Annotated in this window: 14 protein-coding genes and 1 pseudogene; 10 read left to right on the forward strand and 5 right to left on the reverse strand. The window is 68.2% G+C overall.

Going from position 1 to position 14,634, the window contains the following annotated elements; translation table 11 throughout:
* Nucleotides 1–136 precede the first annotated feature (136 nt).
* The 5 genes and pseudogenes from pepN to KY500_RS08335 form a co-directional block, all read left to right on the forward strand.
* A pseudogene (gene pepN / locus KY500_RS19225) lies at nucleotides 137–1,780 on the forward strand (aminopeptidase N); the annotation flags it as partial.
* On the forward strand, nucleotides 1,771–2,622 hold the full coding sequence (locus tag KY500_RS19230) for an ERAP1-like C-terminal domain-containing protein (protein WP_255579926.1): 852 nt from the start codon (nucleotides 1,771–1,773) through the stop codon (nucleotides 2,620–2,622). The pseudogene pepN and the gene KY500_RS19230, both read left to right, overlap by 10 nt.
* A 110-nt stretch (nucleotides 2,623–2,732) precedes the next feature.
* A complete protein-coding gene (locus tag KY500_RS08325) occupies nucleotides 2,733–4,160 on the forward strand; it encodes a mechanosensitive ion channel family protein (RefSeq protein WP_219903056.1) in 1,428 nt (475 codons plus the stop codon).
* Nucleotides 4,153–4,656 carry a globin gene (locus KY500_RS08330; protein WP_219903057.1) on the forward strand — a complete coding sequence of 168 codons (504 nt, stop codon included), beginning with the start codon at nucleotides 4,153–4,155 and terminating at the stop codon, nucleotides 4,654–4,656. Before KY500_RS08325 ends, KY500_RS08330 begins: the two co-directional genes overlap by 8 nt.
* Before the next feature lie 62 nt (nucleotides 4,657–4,718).
* On the forward strand, nucleotides 4,719–6,422 hold the full coding sequence (locus KY500_RS08335) for an FAD-binding dehydrogenase (protein WP_219903058.1): 1,704 nt from the start codon (nucleotides 4,719–4,721) through the stop codon (nucleotides 6,420–6,422).
* Between the two features lie 92 nt (nucleotides 6,423–6,514).
* Here the strand turns inward: KY500_RS08335 and KY500_RS08340 are convergent, their stop codons facing one another.
* Complete coding sequence (locus tag KY500_RS08340) at nucleotides 6,515–7,192, reverse strand: hypothetical protein (protein ID WP_219903059.1); 678 nt, start codon at nucleotides 7,190–7,192, stop codon at nucleotides 6,515–6,517.
* Nucleotides 7,193–7,255: 63 nt separating this feature from the next.
* On the opposite strand from KY500_RS08340, the gene KY500_RS08345 reads away from it, so the two are divergent.
* Entirely contained in the window at nucleotides 7,256–8,131 is an 876-nt protein-coding gene (locus tag KY500_RS08345; RefSeq protein WP_219903060.1) for an acyl-CoA thioesterase II, read from the forward strand.
* Between the two features lie 35 nt (nucleotides 8,132–8,166).
* Nucleotides 8,167–8,592, forward strand: coding sequence for a ubiquinol-cytochrome c reductase iron-sulfur subunit (locus KY500_RS08350; protein ID WP_219903061.1), 426 nt, complete (start codon nucleotides 8,167–8,169; stop codon nucleotides 8,590–8,592).
* A 69-nt stretch (nucleotides 8,593–8,661) separates the two neighbouring features.
* On the opposite strand, the gene KY500_RS08355 is transcribed toward KY500_RS08350, so the two are convergent.
* The 4 genes from KY500_RS08355 to ssb are packed head-to-tail and all read right to left on the reverse strand — an operon-like array spanning nucleotide 8,662 to nucleotide 12,085.
* Nucleotides 8,662–9,237 (reverse strand): thioesterase family protein, encoded by a 576-nt coding sequence (locus tag KY500_RS08355; RefSeq protein ID WP_219903062.1) that lies wholly within the window; start codon nucleotides 9,235–9,237, stop codon nucleotides 8,662–8,664.
* Between the two features lie 7 nt (nucleotides 9,238–9,244).
* Nucleotides 9,245–10,927 carry an energy-dependent translational throttle protein EttA gene (gene ettA / locus KY500_RS08360; protein ID WP_066596009.1) on the reverse strand — a complete coding sequence of 561 codons (1,683 nt, stop codon included), beginning with the start codon at nucleotides 10,925–10,927 and terminating at the stop codon, nucleotides 9,245–9,247.
* Nucleotides 10,928–10,932: 5 nt separating this feature from the next.
* A complete protein-coding gene (locus KY500_RS08365; protein WP_255579881.1) occupies nucleotides 10,933–11,511 on the reverse strand; it encodes a hypothetical protein in 579 nt (192 codons plus the stop codon).
* A 46-nt stretch (nucleotides 11,512–11,557) separates the two neighbouring features.
* The gene (ssb, locus tag KY500_RS08370) at nucleotides 11,558–12,085 is read right to left on the reverse strand and encodes a single-stranded DNA-binding protein (protein WP_219903063.1); all 528 of its coding nucleotides are present in this window, start codon (nucleotides 12,083–12,085) and stop codon (nucleotides 11,558–11,560) included.
* A gap of 196 nt (nucleotides 12,086–12,281) precedes the next feature.
* Between ssb and mgrA the strand changes: the two genes are divergently transcribed.
* The 3 genes from mgrA to KY500_RS08385 all read left to right on the forward strand — a co-directional run bounded on the left by mgrA (nucleotide 12,282) and on the right by KY500_RS08385 (nucleotide 14,606).
* Nucleotides 12,282–13,289, forward strand: a complete 1,008-nt coding sequence (mgrA, locus tag KY500_RS08375; RefSeq protein ID WP_219903064.1) for an L-glyceraldehyde 3-phosphate reductase — start codon at nucleotides 12,282–12,284, stop codon at nucleotides 13,287–13,289.
* 217 nt (nucleotides 13,290–13,506) lie between these two features.
* On the forward strand, nucleotides 13,507–13,662 hold the full coding sequence (locus KY500_RS08380; RefSeq protein WP_255579882.1) for a hypothetical protein: 156 nt from the start codon (nucleotides 13,507–13,509) through the stop codon (nucleotides 13,660–13,662).
* A 56-nt stretch (nucleotides 13,663–13,718) separates the two neighbouring features.
* Nucleotides 13,719–14,606 (forward strand): EI24 domain-containing protein, encoded by an 888-nt coding sequence (locus KY500_RS08385; protein ID WP_219903065.1) that lies wholly within the window; start codon nucleotides 13,719–13,721, stop codon nucleotides 14,604–14,606.
* The last annotated feature ends 28 nt before the right edge of the window (nucleotides 14,607–14,634 follow it).

Raw genomic sequence — 14,634 nt, forward strand, 5'->3', positions numbered from 1 at the left:
CGGCTGATCGGATCATGGCTAGGCTTATTCTCTACGCGACAGCGCCAGAAGCGCCGCGAAACGAAGATGGAGAATACCGTTGCCCGGAGAAAACCTCACCAGGATCGAAGCCCAGGAGCGCAAGGCGCTCGTCAGCGTGACCAGCTACGACGTCACACTTGACCTGACGACGGGTCCGACGACCTTCGCCAGCACCACCACCGTCGCCTTCAGCGCGGTGGCCGGCAGCTCGACCTTCATCGATGCGATCACCGAAAGCGTGCACAGCGTCACCCTCAACGGTGCCGAGCTCGATCCGGCCGTCGTCAGCGACGGCATCCGGATTCAGCTCGATGGCCTCGCGGCCGAGAACGTACTCACCGTCGTCGCCGACGCTGCCTACACGAACACCGGCGAGGGACTTCACCGTTTCGTCGACCCCGTCGACAACGAGGTGTACCTGTACAGCCAGTTCGAGGTGCCCGACTCCCGCCGGGTCTTCGCGGTCTTCGAACAGCCCGACCTCAAGGCCACGTTCAGCTTCACGGTCACCGCGCCCGGCACCTGGGAGGTCATCTCCAACTCCGCCACCCCCGAACCCACGGATGCCGGCAACGGCAACAAGACCTGGGCGTTCGAGCCCACCCACACCATCTCCAGCTACATCACCGCGCTCGTGGCGGGCCCCTACGCCGTTGTGCGCAGCGAGCTCACCTCCAGCGACGGACGCATCATCCCGCTGGGCCTGTTCAGCCGCAAGAGCCTATTCGAGTACCTGGATGCCGATTACATCTTCGAGAAGACCCGTCAGGGCTTCGCCTATTACGAAGAGAAGTTCGACTTCCCCTACCCGTTCGACAAGTACGACCAGATGTTCGTGCCGGAGTTCAACGCCGGCGCGATGGAGAACGCCGGCGCGGTCACCTTCACCGAGACCTACGTCTTCCGTTCCAAGGTCACCGACGCCATCAAGGAACGCCGGGTCGTCACGATCCTGCACGAGCTGGCCCACATGTGGTTCGGCGACCTGGTCACCATGAAGTGGTGGAACGACCTGTGGCTGAACGAGTCGTTCGCCGAGTGGGCGTCGACCATCGCCACCGCTGAGGCCACCGAATGGACCGAGGCGTGGACCACCTTCGCCGCGATGGAGAAGAGCTGGGCGTACCGCCAGGACCAGCTGCCCTCGACGCACCCCGTCGTGGCCACCATCACCGACCTCGAAGACGTGCAGGTGAACTTCGACGGCATCACCTACGCCAAGGGCGGATCGGTGCTCAAGCAGCTCGTGGCCTGGGTGGGCATCGACGCTTTCTTCACCGGTGTCGCCTCCTATTTCAAGAAGCACGCTTGGGGCAACACCGAGCTCACCGACCTGCTCGTGGAGCTCGAGGCCGCCAGCGGCCGAGACCTCTCCGGCTGGGCCGCGCTGTGGCTCGAGACCGCCGGCGTCAACACACTTCGCCCCGAGATCGAGGTCGACGAGGCCGGAGTCATCACCGCGTTCGCCGTGCTGCAGAGCGCCACCGAGGACTACCCCACCATCCGCCCGCACCGCCTCGCGATCGGGTTTTACGACCTCGTCGAGGGCGCCCTTGTCCGCACCCACCGCGTCGAGCTCGACGTCGACGGCGTGCAGACGGATGTCCCGGAGCTCGTCGGCCTCACCCGCGCCGGCCTGATCCTGCTCAACGACGACGACCTCGCCTACGCCAAGGTCCGGCTCGACCCGGCCTCGCACGCCGTGGCCCTCGAGCACCTCGCCGCGATCGAAAGCCCCTGGCCCGCTCGCTGGTCTGGGGTTCGGTCTGGGACGCGACCCGCGACGCGGAAACCTCGCCGCGCGACTTCGTGCGTCTGGTGCTGGGCAACATCGCCACCGAAACAGAGTCGACGACGCTGCGCACCGTGCTCGGCCAGGTGTCGCTCGCCGCACAGTACTACGTGGCCCCCGAGCACCAGGACGCCACCGTCACCGCCGTCGGCGACGCTCTCTGGACCCTGGCCCAGGGCGCGGAAGCCGGCAGCGACGCGCAGTTCCAGTTCGTCAAGTTCTTCGCCTCCGTCGCCGAGACGCCGGCCCAGCTGGCCGCGATCGCGGGCCTCCGCACGGGTTCCTTCGCCCTGCCCGGCCTGACCATCGACACTGACCTGAGCTGGGAGCTGCTCGCCGCCCTGGTGGCCGGCGGAGAAGCCGGGGAGACCGAGATCGCCGCCGCCCTGGCCGCGGACAACACCGCCACCGGCGCCCAGTCGGCCGCGAATGCCCGTGCCGCGATCCCCACTCTGGACGCGAAGCAGGCGGCCTGGTCGTCGCTCATCGACGTGGACACCGCACCGAACACCATCGTGCGGGTCACCGCCGCCGGGTTCCTGCGCGCCCACGACACGAGCCTGCTCGAGCCGTTCGTCGCCCAGTACTTCGACGTCCTGCAGACGGTCTGGGCCGAGCGGAGCTACTCCATCGCCGAGAAGCTCATCACGGGCCTCTACCCGTCGCCGCTGTCGAACCAGGCACTGGTGGATGCAACCCGCGCCTGGCTCGACGCCAACCCTGAGCCGGCCGCCCTTCGCCGTCTCGTGGTGGAGAACCTCGCCGGAGTGGAGCGTTCCCTGCGCGTTCAGGCGCGCGACAAGGAGTAATCCCGCAGCGCACCGGATGGCGCCGCACGAGTCCTCAGGGACTGGTGCGGCGCCATTGTCGTCGCGCCTTCAGGGAGCACTCGGTGGCCGCTCGATAGACTTGGTCGGCTATGACATGGGACTCATTCTGGACAACAACCAACACGATCCTCGAAGAATGGAAGATCATCAGGATTGCTTTCATCGTCCTGTTCGCATTCCTCGCACGCTGGGTGATGCTTGTCGCCATCCGTCGGGTGGTGACGCAGATTGTTTCCGGAGTCAAGCGGACTCAGAACGTCGAAGACACTCAGTCACTCAACGTCTCTCCTGTCGCTGCAGTGCGCACGGTGCAGCGGACACGGACCCTCGGTTCCGTCCTCACCAACATCGTCAACGTACTGGTCGCGGTGATCGCCATTCTGCTCATCGTGACCGTGATCGATGAGAACATCCTCACCTCCTTTGCACTTCTCACAGCGGCTCTCGGCGCCGGCCTCGGTTTCGGCGCCCAGAACATCGTCAAGGACGTGCTCAACGGCCTCTTCATGGTGATGGAAGACCAGCTCGGAGTGGGCGACGTCGTCGACCTCGGCCCCGCCACCGGGGTCGTGGAAGCCGTCGGCATCCGCATCACGCAGGTGCGCGACGTCAACGGCACCCTCTGGTTCGTGCGCAACGGCGAGATCCTGCGGGTCGGCAACATGTCGCACGGCTGGGCGCGGGTGATCATCGACCTCGCCGTGCCGTACAAGACGGACGTCGATGCCGTGCAGTCAGAGATGCTCCGCGTGGCCGTGGAGATGGCAACCAGCTCGAAGTGGCGCTCCCGCGTGATCGAGAAGCCCGAGATCTGGGGGCTCGAGTCCATCTCGGATGAGGCCATCGTCATCCGGATCGTGATCAAGACCCGGACCACGGCCAAGGACGATGTCGCCCGCGAGCTACGACTCCGGCTCAAGAAAGCGCTCGACGCCATGGGTGTGCAGCTGCCGTCGCTCTCCAGCATCGTCCTCACGGGCTTCGAGGGGGCCGCGAGTGTGCAGGGCGCCCGCCCGCCGCGCACCACCCCGCTGCCGGTTATCGCCCCGCCGGCGAAGAAGGCTCCCCGCAAGACCCGGGCTCAGAAGGCTGCCGAGGCCCTCGGGGCAGCGAACGCGAAGGTTCCGGCCCCGGCCCCGGCCCCGGAACGCCCGGCCGCTCCGCGCGCGACGAAGACACCCGGAGCGTCGACTGGCCAGCCCTCGGCCGCCGGCGACACGAGCACGCAGTCCCCGGCCGCTCCGGGCGCGGCCGGCCGTCCCACCCGCATGCCGTCCATCGCCCGCAATCAGGCACCGCGGGCACCCCGCACCGTGCACCTGCCGATTCAGGATGGCTCCCCCGCGTTCTCGGACGCCCCCACCGACCCGACCGCCGAACTGCACACCGCACCGGATCCCGCCCCGACCACGAAGCCGGCCGCCAAGCAGGCCAAACCCCGCACCCGGCCGATCGACAAGCCCGACCAGGCGCGCCCCGACCAGCCCACAGCACGCGATGGAGACACCGATGACTGACCCGCGACCCACCGAACCGGCCGGCGCCGCCACATCCACCACCCAGGGGCCGGTGTTGATCCCGGCGACCGGGCCCTCCGGCGTTCACCTGCGCGCGGGTGAGAACGGTGAATCGCTCGGTCCGTCGTTCTACCGGGAGGTCGGCGGGCGGCCGTTCTTCGAGACGCTCGTCACCGAGTTCTACCGCGGTGTGGCCGGTGACCCGGTGCTCAAGCCCATGTATCCGGAGGAAGACCTCGGCCCGGCCGCCGAGCGCCTCACCGGCTTCCTGGAGCAGTACTGGGGCGGCCCCGGCACCTACAGCGAACAGCGCGGCCACCCCCGGCTCCGGCAGCGGCACCAGCCGTTCAAGGTCAATCCGGATGCCCGGGACCGCTGGCTGCTGCATATGAAGGCCGCCGTCGACTCCTGCGACCTGCCGCCGCTGCAGCGCGCCACACTCTGGGACTACCTCGAGCGCGCGGCGCACGCTATGGTCAACACTTTCGACGACTAAGGTACGATCCACACCCCTGCTGCGGCTCATCCCCGCGGTCCCTCGCTGACAACGGAGTCATCATGAGCCCCTCTCGCCCCGGCCTGCCTGCGCAGGGTGCCGCATCCGCTGACGTCATCGTGGTGGGGGCGGGCCTTGCGGGATTGGTCGCCACCGCCGAACTCGTGGATGCCGGCAAACGGGTGCTGCTCGTCGACCAGGAACCCGCCGCCTCCCTGGGCGGGCAGGCCTGGTGGTCGTTCGGCGGACTGTTCCTGGTGGACTCGCCCGAGCAACGTCGAATGGGGGTCAAGGACTCCCTCGAGCTTGCCCGGCAGGATTGGTTTGCCAGCGCCGGGTTCGACCGAACCGAGGACTACTGGCCCACCCGATGGGCCGAGGCCTACCTCAACTTCGCGGCCGGAGAGAAGCGGGCCTGGCTGCGAGAACGCGGCGTCTCGTTCTTCCCCGTCGTCGGTTGGGCCGAGCGCGGCGGCTACACGGCCCTGCAACACGGCAATTCCGTGCCCCGGTTCCACATCGTCTGGGGCACCGGTCCGGCGATCCTCGAGCCGTTCATCGCCCGGGTGCGCGACGGTGTGCGAGCGGGCCTGGTCACCGCCCTGCACCGGCACCAGGTCGACGAGCTCCTCGTCGACGGCGCTGACGCGGGCGGCACCGGAACCGTCGTCGGCGTGCGCGGCAGCCTTCTCGCCCCCAGCACCGCGGCGCGCGGAGAAGCCAGCAACCGCAACGTGATCGGCGAATTCGAACTGCGGGCGTCGGCCGTCATCGTCACCAGCGGCGGCATCGGCGGCAACCACGACCTGGTGCGAGCCCAGTGGCCGGCCCGGCTCGGCACTGCCCCCACCGACCTGCTCTCCGGGGTTCCGGCCCACGTCGACGGGCGGATGCTTGCCATCAGCGAGACCGCCGGCGCCCGGCTGATCAACGGCGACCGTATGTGGCATTACACCGAGGGCATCGTCAACTGGGACCCGGTCTGGGCCCGGCACGGCATCCGCATCCTGCCCGGCCCATCGTCACTGTGGCTCGACGCGACGGGAAAACGCCTGCCCGCTCCCCTGTTCCCCGGCTTTGACACCCTCGGCACCCTCGAACACCTCATGACGACCGGGTACCAGCACAGCTGGTTCATCCTCACCCAGAAGATCATCGAGAAGGAATTCGCGCTCTCCGGCAGCGAGCAGAATCCGGACCTCACCGGCAAGGACCTCCGGCTGCTCGCCAAACGGGTCGCACCAGGCGCACCCGGGCCCGTCGAGGCATTCAAGAGCAAGGGTGAGGACTTCGTCGTGGCCGACACCCTGCACGACCTGATCGCCGGCATGCAGAAACTCTCCCCCGAGGTGCGCATCGACGCGGCCCGGGTGGAGCGCGAGGTGCTGGCCCGTGACCGGGCCCTCGACAACGACTTCGGCAAGGATGCCCAGATCAATGCGATCCGGCAGGCGCGGCATTACCGTGGCGACCGGCTCATCCGGGTGGCGAGCCCGCACAAGCTGCTCGACCGCTCGAACGGGCCGCTGATCGCCGTGAAACTGCATCTGCTCACCCGCAAGAGCCTCGGTGGCATCGAAACGGACCTCTCGGCCCGGGCGTTGTCGGCGGACGGACAACCCGTGCCCGGCCTCTATGCCGCGGGCGAGGCATCCGGTTTCGGCGGCGGCGGAGTGCACGGCTACCGTTCTCTCGAGGGAACGTTCCTCGGTGGCTGCCTCTTCTCCGGCCGCACGGCCGGCCGCGCGGTCGCCGCCGCCCTCTAGCCCCGCTGCTCCTCCCCCGCGAACTGTGAGCTTTGCCCCACAAACCGCCGAATTCCGGGGCTTAAGTCACAGTTCGCGGGATGGGCGGGGTGTTAGGCGCGCAGGCTCCAGGGCTTGCGCCGCACCAGGATGTGGCCGCGGGTGGTGCTCAGCCGGGTCCAGGGACCCGTCCCGAACAGCTGCACCGGCTCATCCGCCGACAGGAAACCGAGGCTCACCGCGGCGAACCCGGCGCCGGTGGGAACAAAATCGAGCGCCTCGATGGGCCGGCCCCAGACCTCTGAGCGCACCCGTTGCACGAGCTGTTCGCCGGTACCCGTCGGGATGGCGGCTGCGACCTCGGCGATGCCCTCCCGGGCGGCGTCCTCCAGAACGGCGGCGGATGCGCTGCCCTGCGACTTCCAACCCCCGCGGGGCGGCGTGATGCCGGCCCAGGTCACCGAGGACACCTGCAACGGCACGGTCACGGTGACCGGGGCATCCACATCGGTGACGGCGGTCTCGAGGCGCACCAGGCGGTCGAGGAGCGACCGCACCGGAACGACGACGTCCAGCTCCACCGGCTCGGTCAGGGCGAAGGTACGCAGGCCCAACACCGTGGGGCTCGTGTCGAGCAAGCCACGGGGGTACAGGATCGCGGTGTACACGGCCAGGACGCCGGCGGCGGACACCAGACGCACCGAACCGTCCTCCACCCTGCTGGCGCGCGAAAGGTAGACCTGGAGGTCGCCGAGGGATAGGGAATCTGAGAGGGAAAATGACTGGCTCATCTGCTGTCTAAACTACCAAGGTACGTCGGCGTCTCCGGACCCGACCGTGAACGAGGAGGCAGTATGCACGCACCACTGGAGGGCCTTCTGGCCGCTCTCGACCTGACCGACACCGGCGCCCGCACCAGCGAGGACATTTTCACCGGTCCGTCCCAGTGGATGCCCCAGGGCCGGGTCTTCGGAGGGCAGGTGCTCGCGCAGTCCCTCGTGGCCGCCATGCGCACCGTGCCGGACGAGCGTCACGTGCATTCGATGCACGGATATTTCCTGCGCCCGGGCGATGTCAACCACCCGATCACGTTCTCAGTCGACCGCATCCACGACGGCCGGTCGTTCTCCACCCGCCGCACCCAGGCGTACCAGAACGGCGTCCCGATCCTGTCGATGATCGCCTCGTTCCAGGACGACGACGAGGGTCTGGAACATCACCTGGACATGCCCACGGATCTGCCCGACCCGGAATCGCTGCCCACCACCGCCGACACCCTCGGTCACATCGACCATGATTTCGCCCGGCACTGGGCCAACGAACGACCATTCGACATGCGGCACGTGCCCTCCTCGATCTACCTGACGGTCGACGGCGAGCACACCAGCAAACAGATGATCTGGATGAAGACCTTCGAGCCCATCCCCGACGATCCCGACCTGCACCGTGCCGCCCTGGCCTACGTGAGCGACTACTCGATCATGGAACCCGTGATGCGGCGCCACGGGCTGGCCTGGGCGACGCCAGGACTCAAGGTGGCCAGCCTCGACCATGCCATGTGGTGGCACCGCTTCGGCCGGGTCGACGAGTGGATGCTGTATGTGCAGGACTCCCCCTCCGCCCAGGGCGGCCGCGGCCTGTCCACCGGCAGCATCTACAGCCGCGAGGGCCTGCTGCTCGCGACGGTCGCCCAGGAGGGCATGGTGCGGGTTCCCAAGCCCCGCGACTAACCTCGTCTTCGTGTCCGTCTGAACCGAGGAGAATCATGAGCCCGGCCATCAACCTCACCCGCCGCACCCTTCTCGTTGCGGGAGGAGCGGGATCTGCCCTTGCCCTCGCGGCCTGCGCCCCGGACGCCACGAACCCCGCCTCAGGGTCCCCGGATGCCGGCACTGCCACACCCACAGAGGTCGCCACGCTCACGGACATACCGGTCGGCGGCGCACAAGCCGTGATGCTGAACGGGTCGCAGATCATCGTCTCCCAGCCCACCGAGGGGACCGTCGTGGCGTTCAGCGCCATCTGCACCCACAAGGGTTGCCCCGTCCAGCCCCAGCAGGAGGGCCTCGCGTGCCCCTGTCACGGCTCCCTCTTCGACACGGCCACCGGAGCGGTGCTCACAGGCCCAGCCACCGAGCCCCTGCCACCGGTGAAGGTCACCCTGAACGGTGACAAAGTCATGGCCGGCTAGCCCGCGAACTGTGAGTTAAGCCCCGAAAACCCGAGGTTTCTGGGGCTTATCTCACAGTTCGCGGAAGGGTCACTTGCGGGTGAAGTCGACCGGGAACTCGAGGTAGGGGGTCCAGGCTGCCCGCTCCACCGCGTTGATCTTGCGGGGACGTCCCGATGCCGCATCCACCAGAACTATCGTGGTGGTGGCGCGGGCGTAGAGCCGCTGGGGTTCCTGACCGACCGGGCCGCGCACCTCGTAACACACGTCGAGGCTCGCGCCGCCGAGCTTGCCGATCCACAACTGAACGTCGATCGGGGCACGCAGGTACGGGATCGGGGCCAGGTACTCGATCTCCAGGCGCGCGATCAGCGTGAGCGTGGCCGCGCCGGGGCGTCCGTCGAGTACCGCGGTGCTCTGCCCGGTGCCCGCCAGAGCGGGGACGGATGCGCGTAGCGCATCGGCTGACGCGCTCACGGCGGGCTCAGACCCGCCGGCAACCGACCCGGCCGGGACTGACCCGGCCGGGTCGGTCCCCGGCTCGTCGTTCGACCAGAACGCCTCGATGCGCGCCTCCTCGAGGAGGCGCAGCATCTCGGCGTTGTTGACATGGGCGTACGCGTCGAGGTCCGACCAGCGCAGTCGGATGGGAACGTGCAGCCGCATGGGTCTCCTAGTCGCGCGTCAGCTTGCGGTACGCGGACCGGTGCGGCTTGGCCGCGTCCGGGCCGAGCCGCTCGATCTTGTTCTGCTCGTACGACTCGAAGTTGCCCTCGAACCAGTACCAGTTGCCCGGGTCCTCCGCCGTGCCCTCATACGAGAGGATGTGCGTGGCGATGCGGTCGAGGAACCACCGGTCGTGGGTGATGACCACGGCACAACCGGGGAACTCCAGAAGCGCGTTCTCGAGTGAGCCGAGCGTTTCGACGTCCAGGTCGTTAGTCGGTTCGTCGAGCAGCAACAGGTTGCCGCCCTGTTTGAGCGTGAGCGCCAGGTTCAGGCGGTTGCGCTCACCACCGGAGAGCACACCGGCCTTCTTCTGCTGGTCGGGGCCCTTGAATCCGAAGGTCGACACGTAGGCGCGCGACGGTACCTCGGTCTTGCCGACCTGGATGTAGTCCTGGCCGTCGGAGACGACCTCCCAGAGCGACTTGTTCGGGTCGATGCCGCCGCGGCTCTGGTCGACGTAGGAGATGTCGACGGTGTCGCCGATCTTGAGCTCACCGGCATCCAGTGGTTCGAGGCCCACGATCGTCTTGAACAGGGTCGTCTTACCGACACCGTTCGGGCCGATCACGCCGACGATGCCGTTGCGCGGCAGGGTGAACGAGAGGTCCTCGACCAGCACGCGGTCGCCGAAGCCCTTCTTGAGCTTCTTGGCGTCGATGACCTGGGCTCCCAGGCGCGGGCCCACGGGGATCTGGATGTCTTCGAAGTCGAGCTTGCGTCCGCGCTCGGCCTCGTTGACCATTTCCTCGTACCGGGCCAGACGGGCCTTCGACTTGGCCTGGCGGCCCTTGGCGTTGGAGCGCACCCATTCGAGTTCCTCGGCGAGGCGCTTGGAGAGCTTGGCGTCCTTCTTGCCCTGCACCTGCAGGCGCTCCTGCTTCTTCTCGAGGTAGGTCGAGTAGTTGCCCTCGTACGGGTACAAGTGTCCGCGGTCGATCTCGGCGATCCACTCGGCCACGTGGTCGAGGAAGTACCGGTCGTGGGTGACGGCGAGCACGGCGCCGGGGTACTTGGCGAGGTGCTGCTCGAGCCAGAGCACGCTCTCGGCGTCGAGGTGGTTAGTGGGTTCGTCCAGGAGCAGCAGGTCGGGCTTCTGCAGCAGCAGCTTGCAGAGCGCCACACGACGCTTTTCACCACCGGAGAGGTCGGCCACCGAGTAGTCGCCCGGCGGGGTGCGCAGGGCGTCCATCGCCTGGTCGAGCTGGGAGTCGAGGTCCCACGCGTCGGCGGCGTCGATCTCTTCCTGCAGGGTGCCCATCTCTTCGAGGAGCGTGTCAAAGTCCGCGTCGGGTTCGGCCAGGGCGGCGCTGATCTCGTTGAACCTGTCTACCTTCGCCTTGATCGGGCCTACGCCCTCCTGCACGTTCTCCAGAACCGTCTTGCTCTCATCGAGCTCCGGTTCCTGCATCAGGATGCCGACGGAGTAGCCGGGCGAGAGCCGGGCTTCGCCGTTGCTGGGGGTGTCGAGCCCGGCCATGATCTTCAGGATCGTGGACTTACCGGCACCGTTGGGGCCCACCACGCCGATCTTGGCTCCGGGGAAGAACGACATCGTGACGTCGTCGAGAATGAGCTTGTCTCCAATGGCTTTGCGCGCGCGCACCATCGAGTAAATGAATTCAGCCATAGTGTTTACCAGTCTATTTGGCGCGTGGCTCCGACGAGACACGTTCCGGTTGCGAGCGTCGGTGCCACGATGCTGTGGTAACCGCCTGAGGATGGGCCGTTCTGCCCGACGATGCACTCGTCGGTGATCCGCACGGAGAACTGGATGGAGTCGACCGGCACGCCCTTGGTGGTGGTGTCGCTGGTCACTTCCATGGCCGACTTGTCGAATCCGGCGGCCACCAGAGCGTCGATATAGCTGCGCCCGACGGGGTTCGGTTCCGTCGCGAGCATGGCGGCGATGACCGAGTCGAAGTAGCCGAGGTTGTCGGCGGCGGTTCCGTCGGCGACGAGGGCAGGGGCGGCATCCTCGGGTGCAGCCGGTGCCGCCGACGTGTCCGGGGTCTCGACCGCCGTCTGGGTGGGAGTGCCGGCGGGATCGTCCGGTGCGGCGGAGCAGCCGGCCAGGGTCAACCCGATCAGGCCCACCCCGGCCAGGCGCAATCCGGTCAGGCGCAATCCGGTCAGGCGCGATCCGAGGACGTTCGTTGCCCCGATCACGCTCCGTCGTCGGGTTCCGGTATGTGCGTCGAGAATGCGGGCCACGCGTCGTCCTCCCCCAGGGCCGCGCCCTGCGACCAAGGCTACGAGTCTATGCGGGTCGTGTTTCCATATCGGTCGCCGGCCATGCCGCAGCGGGCTGGCCGGCACTCGGCTGGGCTGCGCCATACGGGTCACGGTCGTGCCGGTCAGCGCCCGGCTGGTCGCCGCTGGGCTGCTCGGCACCGGGCTGCTCGGCACCGGGCTGCTCGGCCGAAGCGGGCGGAACGCTTCTCACCAGGCTGGTGGTTCCCCAGCTGAGATTGTGGCCGACGGCATCGGCCTCCACCTCCACGGAGGTTCCCGAGCGGTCCTGGTTCTCCCAGTCCCGGATGCGCAGGCGCCCCGTCACCAGGACATGCTCGCCCTTCCGCACGGACTGTTCCACATTCTGCGCGAGCTGCCGGAAGCTCGACACCGTGTACCAATTGGTGTCGGCGTCGACCCAGGAGTTCTTCGACCGGTCGAACCGGCGCTGCCGGCACGCCAACCGGAATGAGGTGATGGCCAGACCGGAGCTGGTGACGAGATGGCGCGGGGTGGTTGCCACAATTCCGGTCAGGGCGATGGTGTCGGTCACTTCTCTCTCCAGTTGGCACGAGGCGGTTGGCTGGTAGGCGCGGCCCCGGTTCAGTCCTCGTGCCGGGTTCGTGGCCCGGGACCGCGCTCCGTCCACTCTCTGCCACGAGCCCACGCCCGTCACCATCGCATCCGCACGTGTGGTCAAGAGCACTGACTGTTCCACTGTGGAGGAGGGGCGGTTCTAGAGTGACTTCATGACCTTCGCTGCTGCAGAGAACCGCTATTCCGAGATGCCGTACCGCCGAACCGGGAAGAGCGGCCTGAAGCTCCCCGCGCTTTCCCTGGGGCTCTGGCACAACTTCGGCCACGAACGCCCCCTGGACACCCAGCGCGGCATCCTACGTCGGGCCTTCGACCTTGGCGTGACCCACTTCGACCTGGCCAACAACTACGGCCCGCCTCCCGGCTCGGCCGAGACCAACTTCGGTCGCATCTTCGCGGAGGACTTCCGCCCGTACCGCGACGAGATGATCATCTCCAGCAAGGCCGGCTACGACATGTGGGCGGGCCCCTACGGTGATTTCGGCTCCCGCAAGTACCTGCTCTCCTCCCTCGACGCGAGCCTCGGCCGCCTCGGCCTGGACTATGTCGACATCTTCTACTCGCACCGCCCCGACCCCGAAACCCCCATCGAGGAGACCATGGGCGCCCTGGCCACGGCCGTGCAGTCCGGCAAGGCGCTCTACGCCGGCATCTCCAACTACAGCCCGGAGCAGACCGTCGGCGCATACGCCGCCCTGGCCGAGCACAAGATTCCGCTGCTGATCCACCAGCCGCGCTACTCCATGTTCGACCGCCACATCGAAGAGGGCCTGTTCCCGGTGCTCGACCAGCTCGGTATGGGCAGCATCGTCTTCTCCCCCCTCGCCCAGGGCCTGCTCACCGACCGTTACCTCGGCGGCACCGTTCCTGCCGACTCCCGTGTGGCCACCAGCCGGTTCCTCAACGAGAACTCGCTCAGCGAGACATATCTCGAGCGCGCCCGCGCTCTGAACACCATCGCGGCGGACCGCGGCCAGACCCTCGCTCAGCTCGCCGTGACCTGGATCCTGCGCCAGCCGCAGGTGACCAGTGTGCTCGTGGGGGCCAGCAGCATCGGCCAGCTCGAGCAGACCGTCGCCGCCCTTGAGGCACCGGCCCTCGACGCCGACGAGATCGCCAGCATCGAACCGTACGCCGTGCACGGCACCGGCATGAACTAGCCGGCATGAACTAGTACGAGGCCACGGCGGCTGCCGGCATCCGTTCGGATGTCGGTGGTCGCCTCTACCGTGAGGGCATCCGCAATTCAGACCCGCCGTCGCAGTGGAGATCCCGATGATCACGTTGTCAGCAGACACCCGCCCGAACAGTGCCCGTCCCACTCCCGCGCACCGTCACGGGCCCAGTCTCGTGTCCGTTCGCGACGGACTGTGGCGTGTGGTCGACAGATCGGGGGCCGTGGTCGGCCACATCGAGCGAGCGGGTCACGGCGACACCGAACGCTACCTGGCCCGCCGGCTGCTCGGCGCGTCGCGGCGCATCGAGTTGGGAGCGTTCTGGCGGATCGACGACGCCGCGGACTGCTTCCGCTGAGGTGTGCCCCTCCACCTGACTGGCCGGGCCGGGCCGACCACCGGTACGCTGACACGATGCCGCCCGAGTCGATGCCCGAGCCCGCCGCCAGACCCGCGGCAGGCGGGCCCGACGCCACGCCTCCCGCCGGCTCCCTGGCCGGCTCCCCCGCCACACCGGCGGCGCCCGCCGCACCCACCCGACGCGGTCTGCTCGGCGATCTCCTGACCGGCGCGGGGTTCCTGGGCCGCGGGTTCGGCCTGTGGATCACGTCACCGCGGCTGATGCTGCTCGGCGCGTTGCCGGCGTTCCTCGTCGGCATCGTCTACCTGGCCGGGATCGTCGTGCTGCTGGTCAACCTCGACACCATCGTGATCTGGGCCACACCCTTCGCCGACCGCTGGGCCGAACCCCTCATCCTCACCACCCGGGTGGCAGCCGCTCTCGTCTTCGTGGTCGTGGCCGCCCTCGTGGCCGTCTACACGTTCACGGCGGTGACGCTGGTGGTGGGCGACCCCTTCTACGAGCGCATCTGGACCGAGGTGGAGTCCAGGCTGGGCAACCCGCCGGCCGCCGTCCAACGCGGCTTCTGGCGCTCGTTGGGGCGTGCCGTCGGCGACGCCCTGCGGCTGCTCCTGCCTGCCGTCGGCGTGGGCCTGCTGCTGCTCGCCGGCGGTTTCGTGCCGCTCGTGGGACCGGTGCTCGTGGCCGCGCTCGGAGCCGTGCTCGGTGGCTGGCTGCTGAGCATCGAGCTCACCGGTCTGGCCTTCGACGCCCGCGGGTACACCCTCAGGGACCGGCGGCGGGCACTCCGTTCCCGCCGGCCGGTCGCCATCGGCTTCGGGGCGGCCGCTTACCTGCTCTTCCTCATCCCGTTCGTCGCCGTGGTGGCGATGCCCGCGGCCGTAGCCGGCGCCGCGATGTTCAGCCGTGACACCCTCGGCATCGCGCCGGCCCGGCAGTAGCCAAATGGGTGGCGAGTTCTGCCACGCC

The organism is Cryobacterium sp. PAMC25264, from assembly GCF_019443325.1.
Classification (GTDB): domain Bacteria; phylum Actinomycetota; class Actinomycetes; order Actinomycetales; family Microbacteriaceae; genus Cryobacterium.

Bases quoted from the DNA above. Each gene is read 5' to 3' on its own strand.
- KY500_RS08325 (WP_219903056.1), top strand. From the start codon at position 2,733: ATGACATGGGACTCATTCTGGACAACAACCAACACGATCCTCGAAGAA.
- KY500_RS08330 (WP_219903057.1), top strand. From the start codon at position 4,153: ATGACTGACCCGCGACCCACCGAACCGGCCGGCGCCGCCACATCCACC.
- KY500_RS08335 (WP_219903058.1), top strand. From the start codon at position 4,719: ATGAGCCCCTCTCGCCCCGGCCTGCCTGCGCAGGGTGCCGCATCCGCT.
- KY500_RS08340 (WP_219903059.1), bottom strand. From the start codon at position 7,192: ATGAGCCAGTCATTTTCCCTCTCAGATTCCCTATCCCTCGGCGACCTC.
- KY500_RS08345 (WP_219903060.1), top strand. From the start codon at position 7,256: ATGCACGCACCACTGGAGGGCCTTCTGGCCGCTCTCGACCTGACCGAC.
- KY500_RS08350 (WP_219903061.1), top strand. From the start codon at position 8,167: ATGAGCCCGGCCATCAACCTCACCCGCCGCACCCTTCTCGTTGCGGGA.
- KY500_RS08355 (WP_219903062.1), bottom strand. From the start codon at position 9,237: ATGCGGCTGCACGTTCCCATCCGACTGCGCTGGTCGGACCTCGACGCG.
- ettA (WP_066596009.1), bottom strand. From the start codon at position 10,927: ATGGCTGAATTCATTTACTCGATGGTGCGCGCGCGCAAAGCCATTGGA.
- mgrA (WP_219903064.1), top strand. From the start codon at position 12,282: ATGACCTTCGCTGCTGCAGAGAACCGCTATTCCGAGATGCCGTACCGC.
- KY500_RS08385 (WP_219903065.1), top strand. From the start codon at position 13,719: ATGCCGCCCGAGTCGATGCCCGAGCCCGCCGCCAGACCCGCGGCAGGC.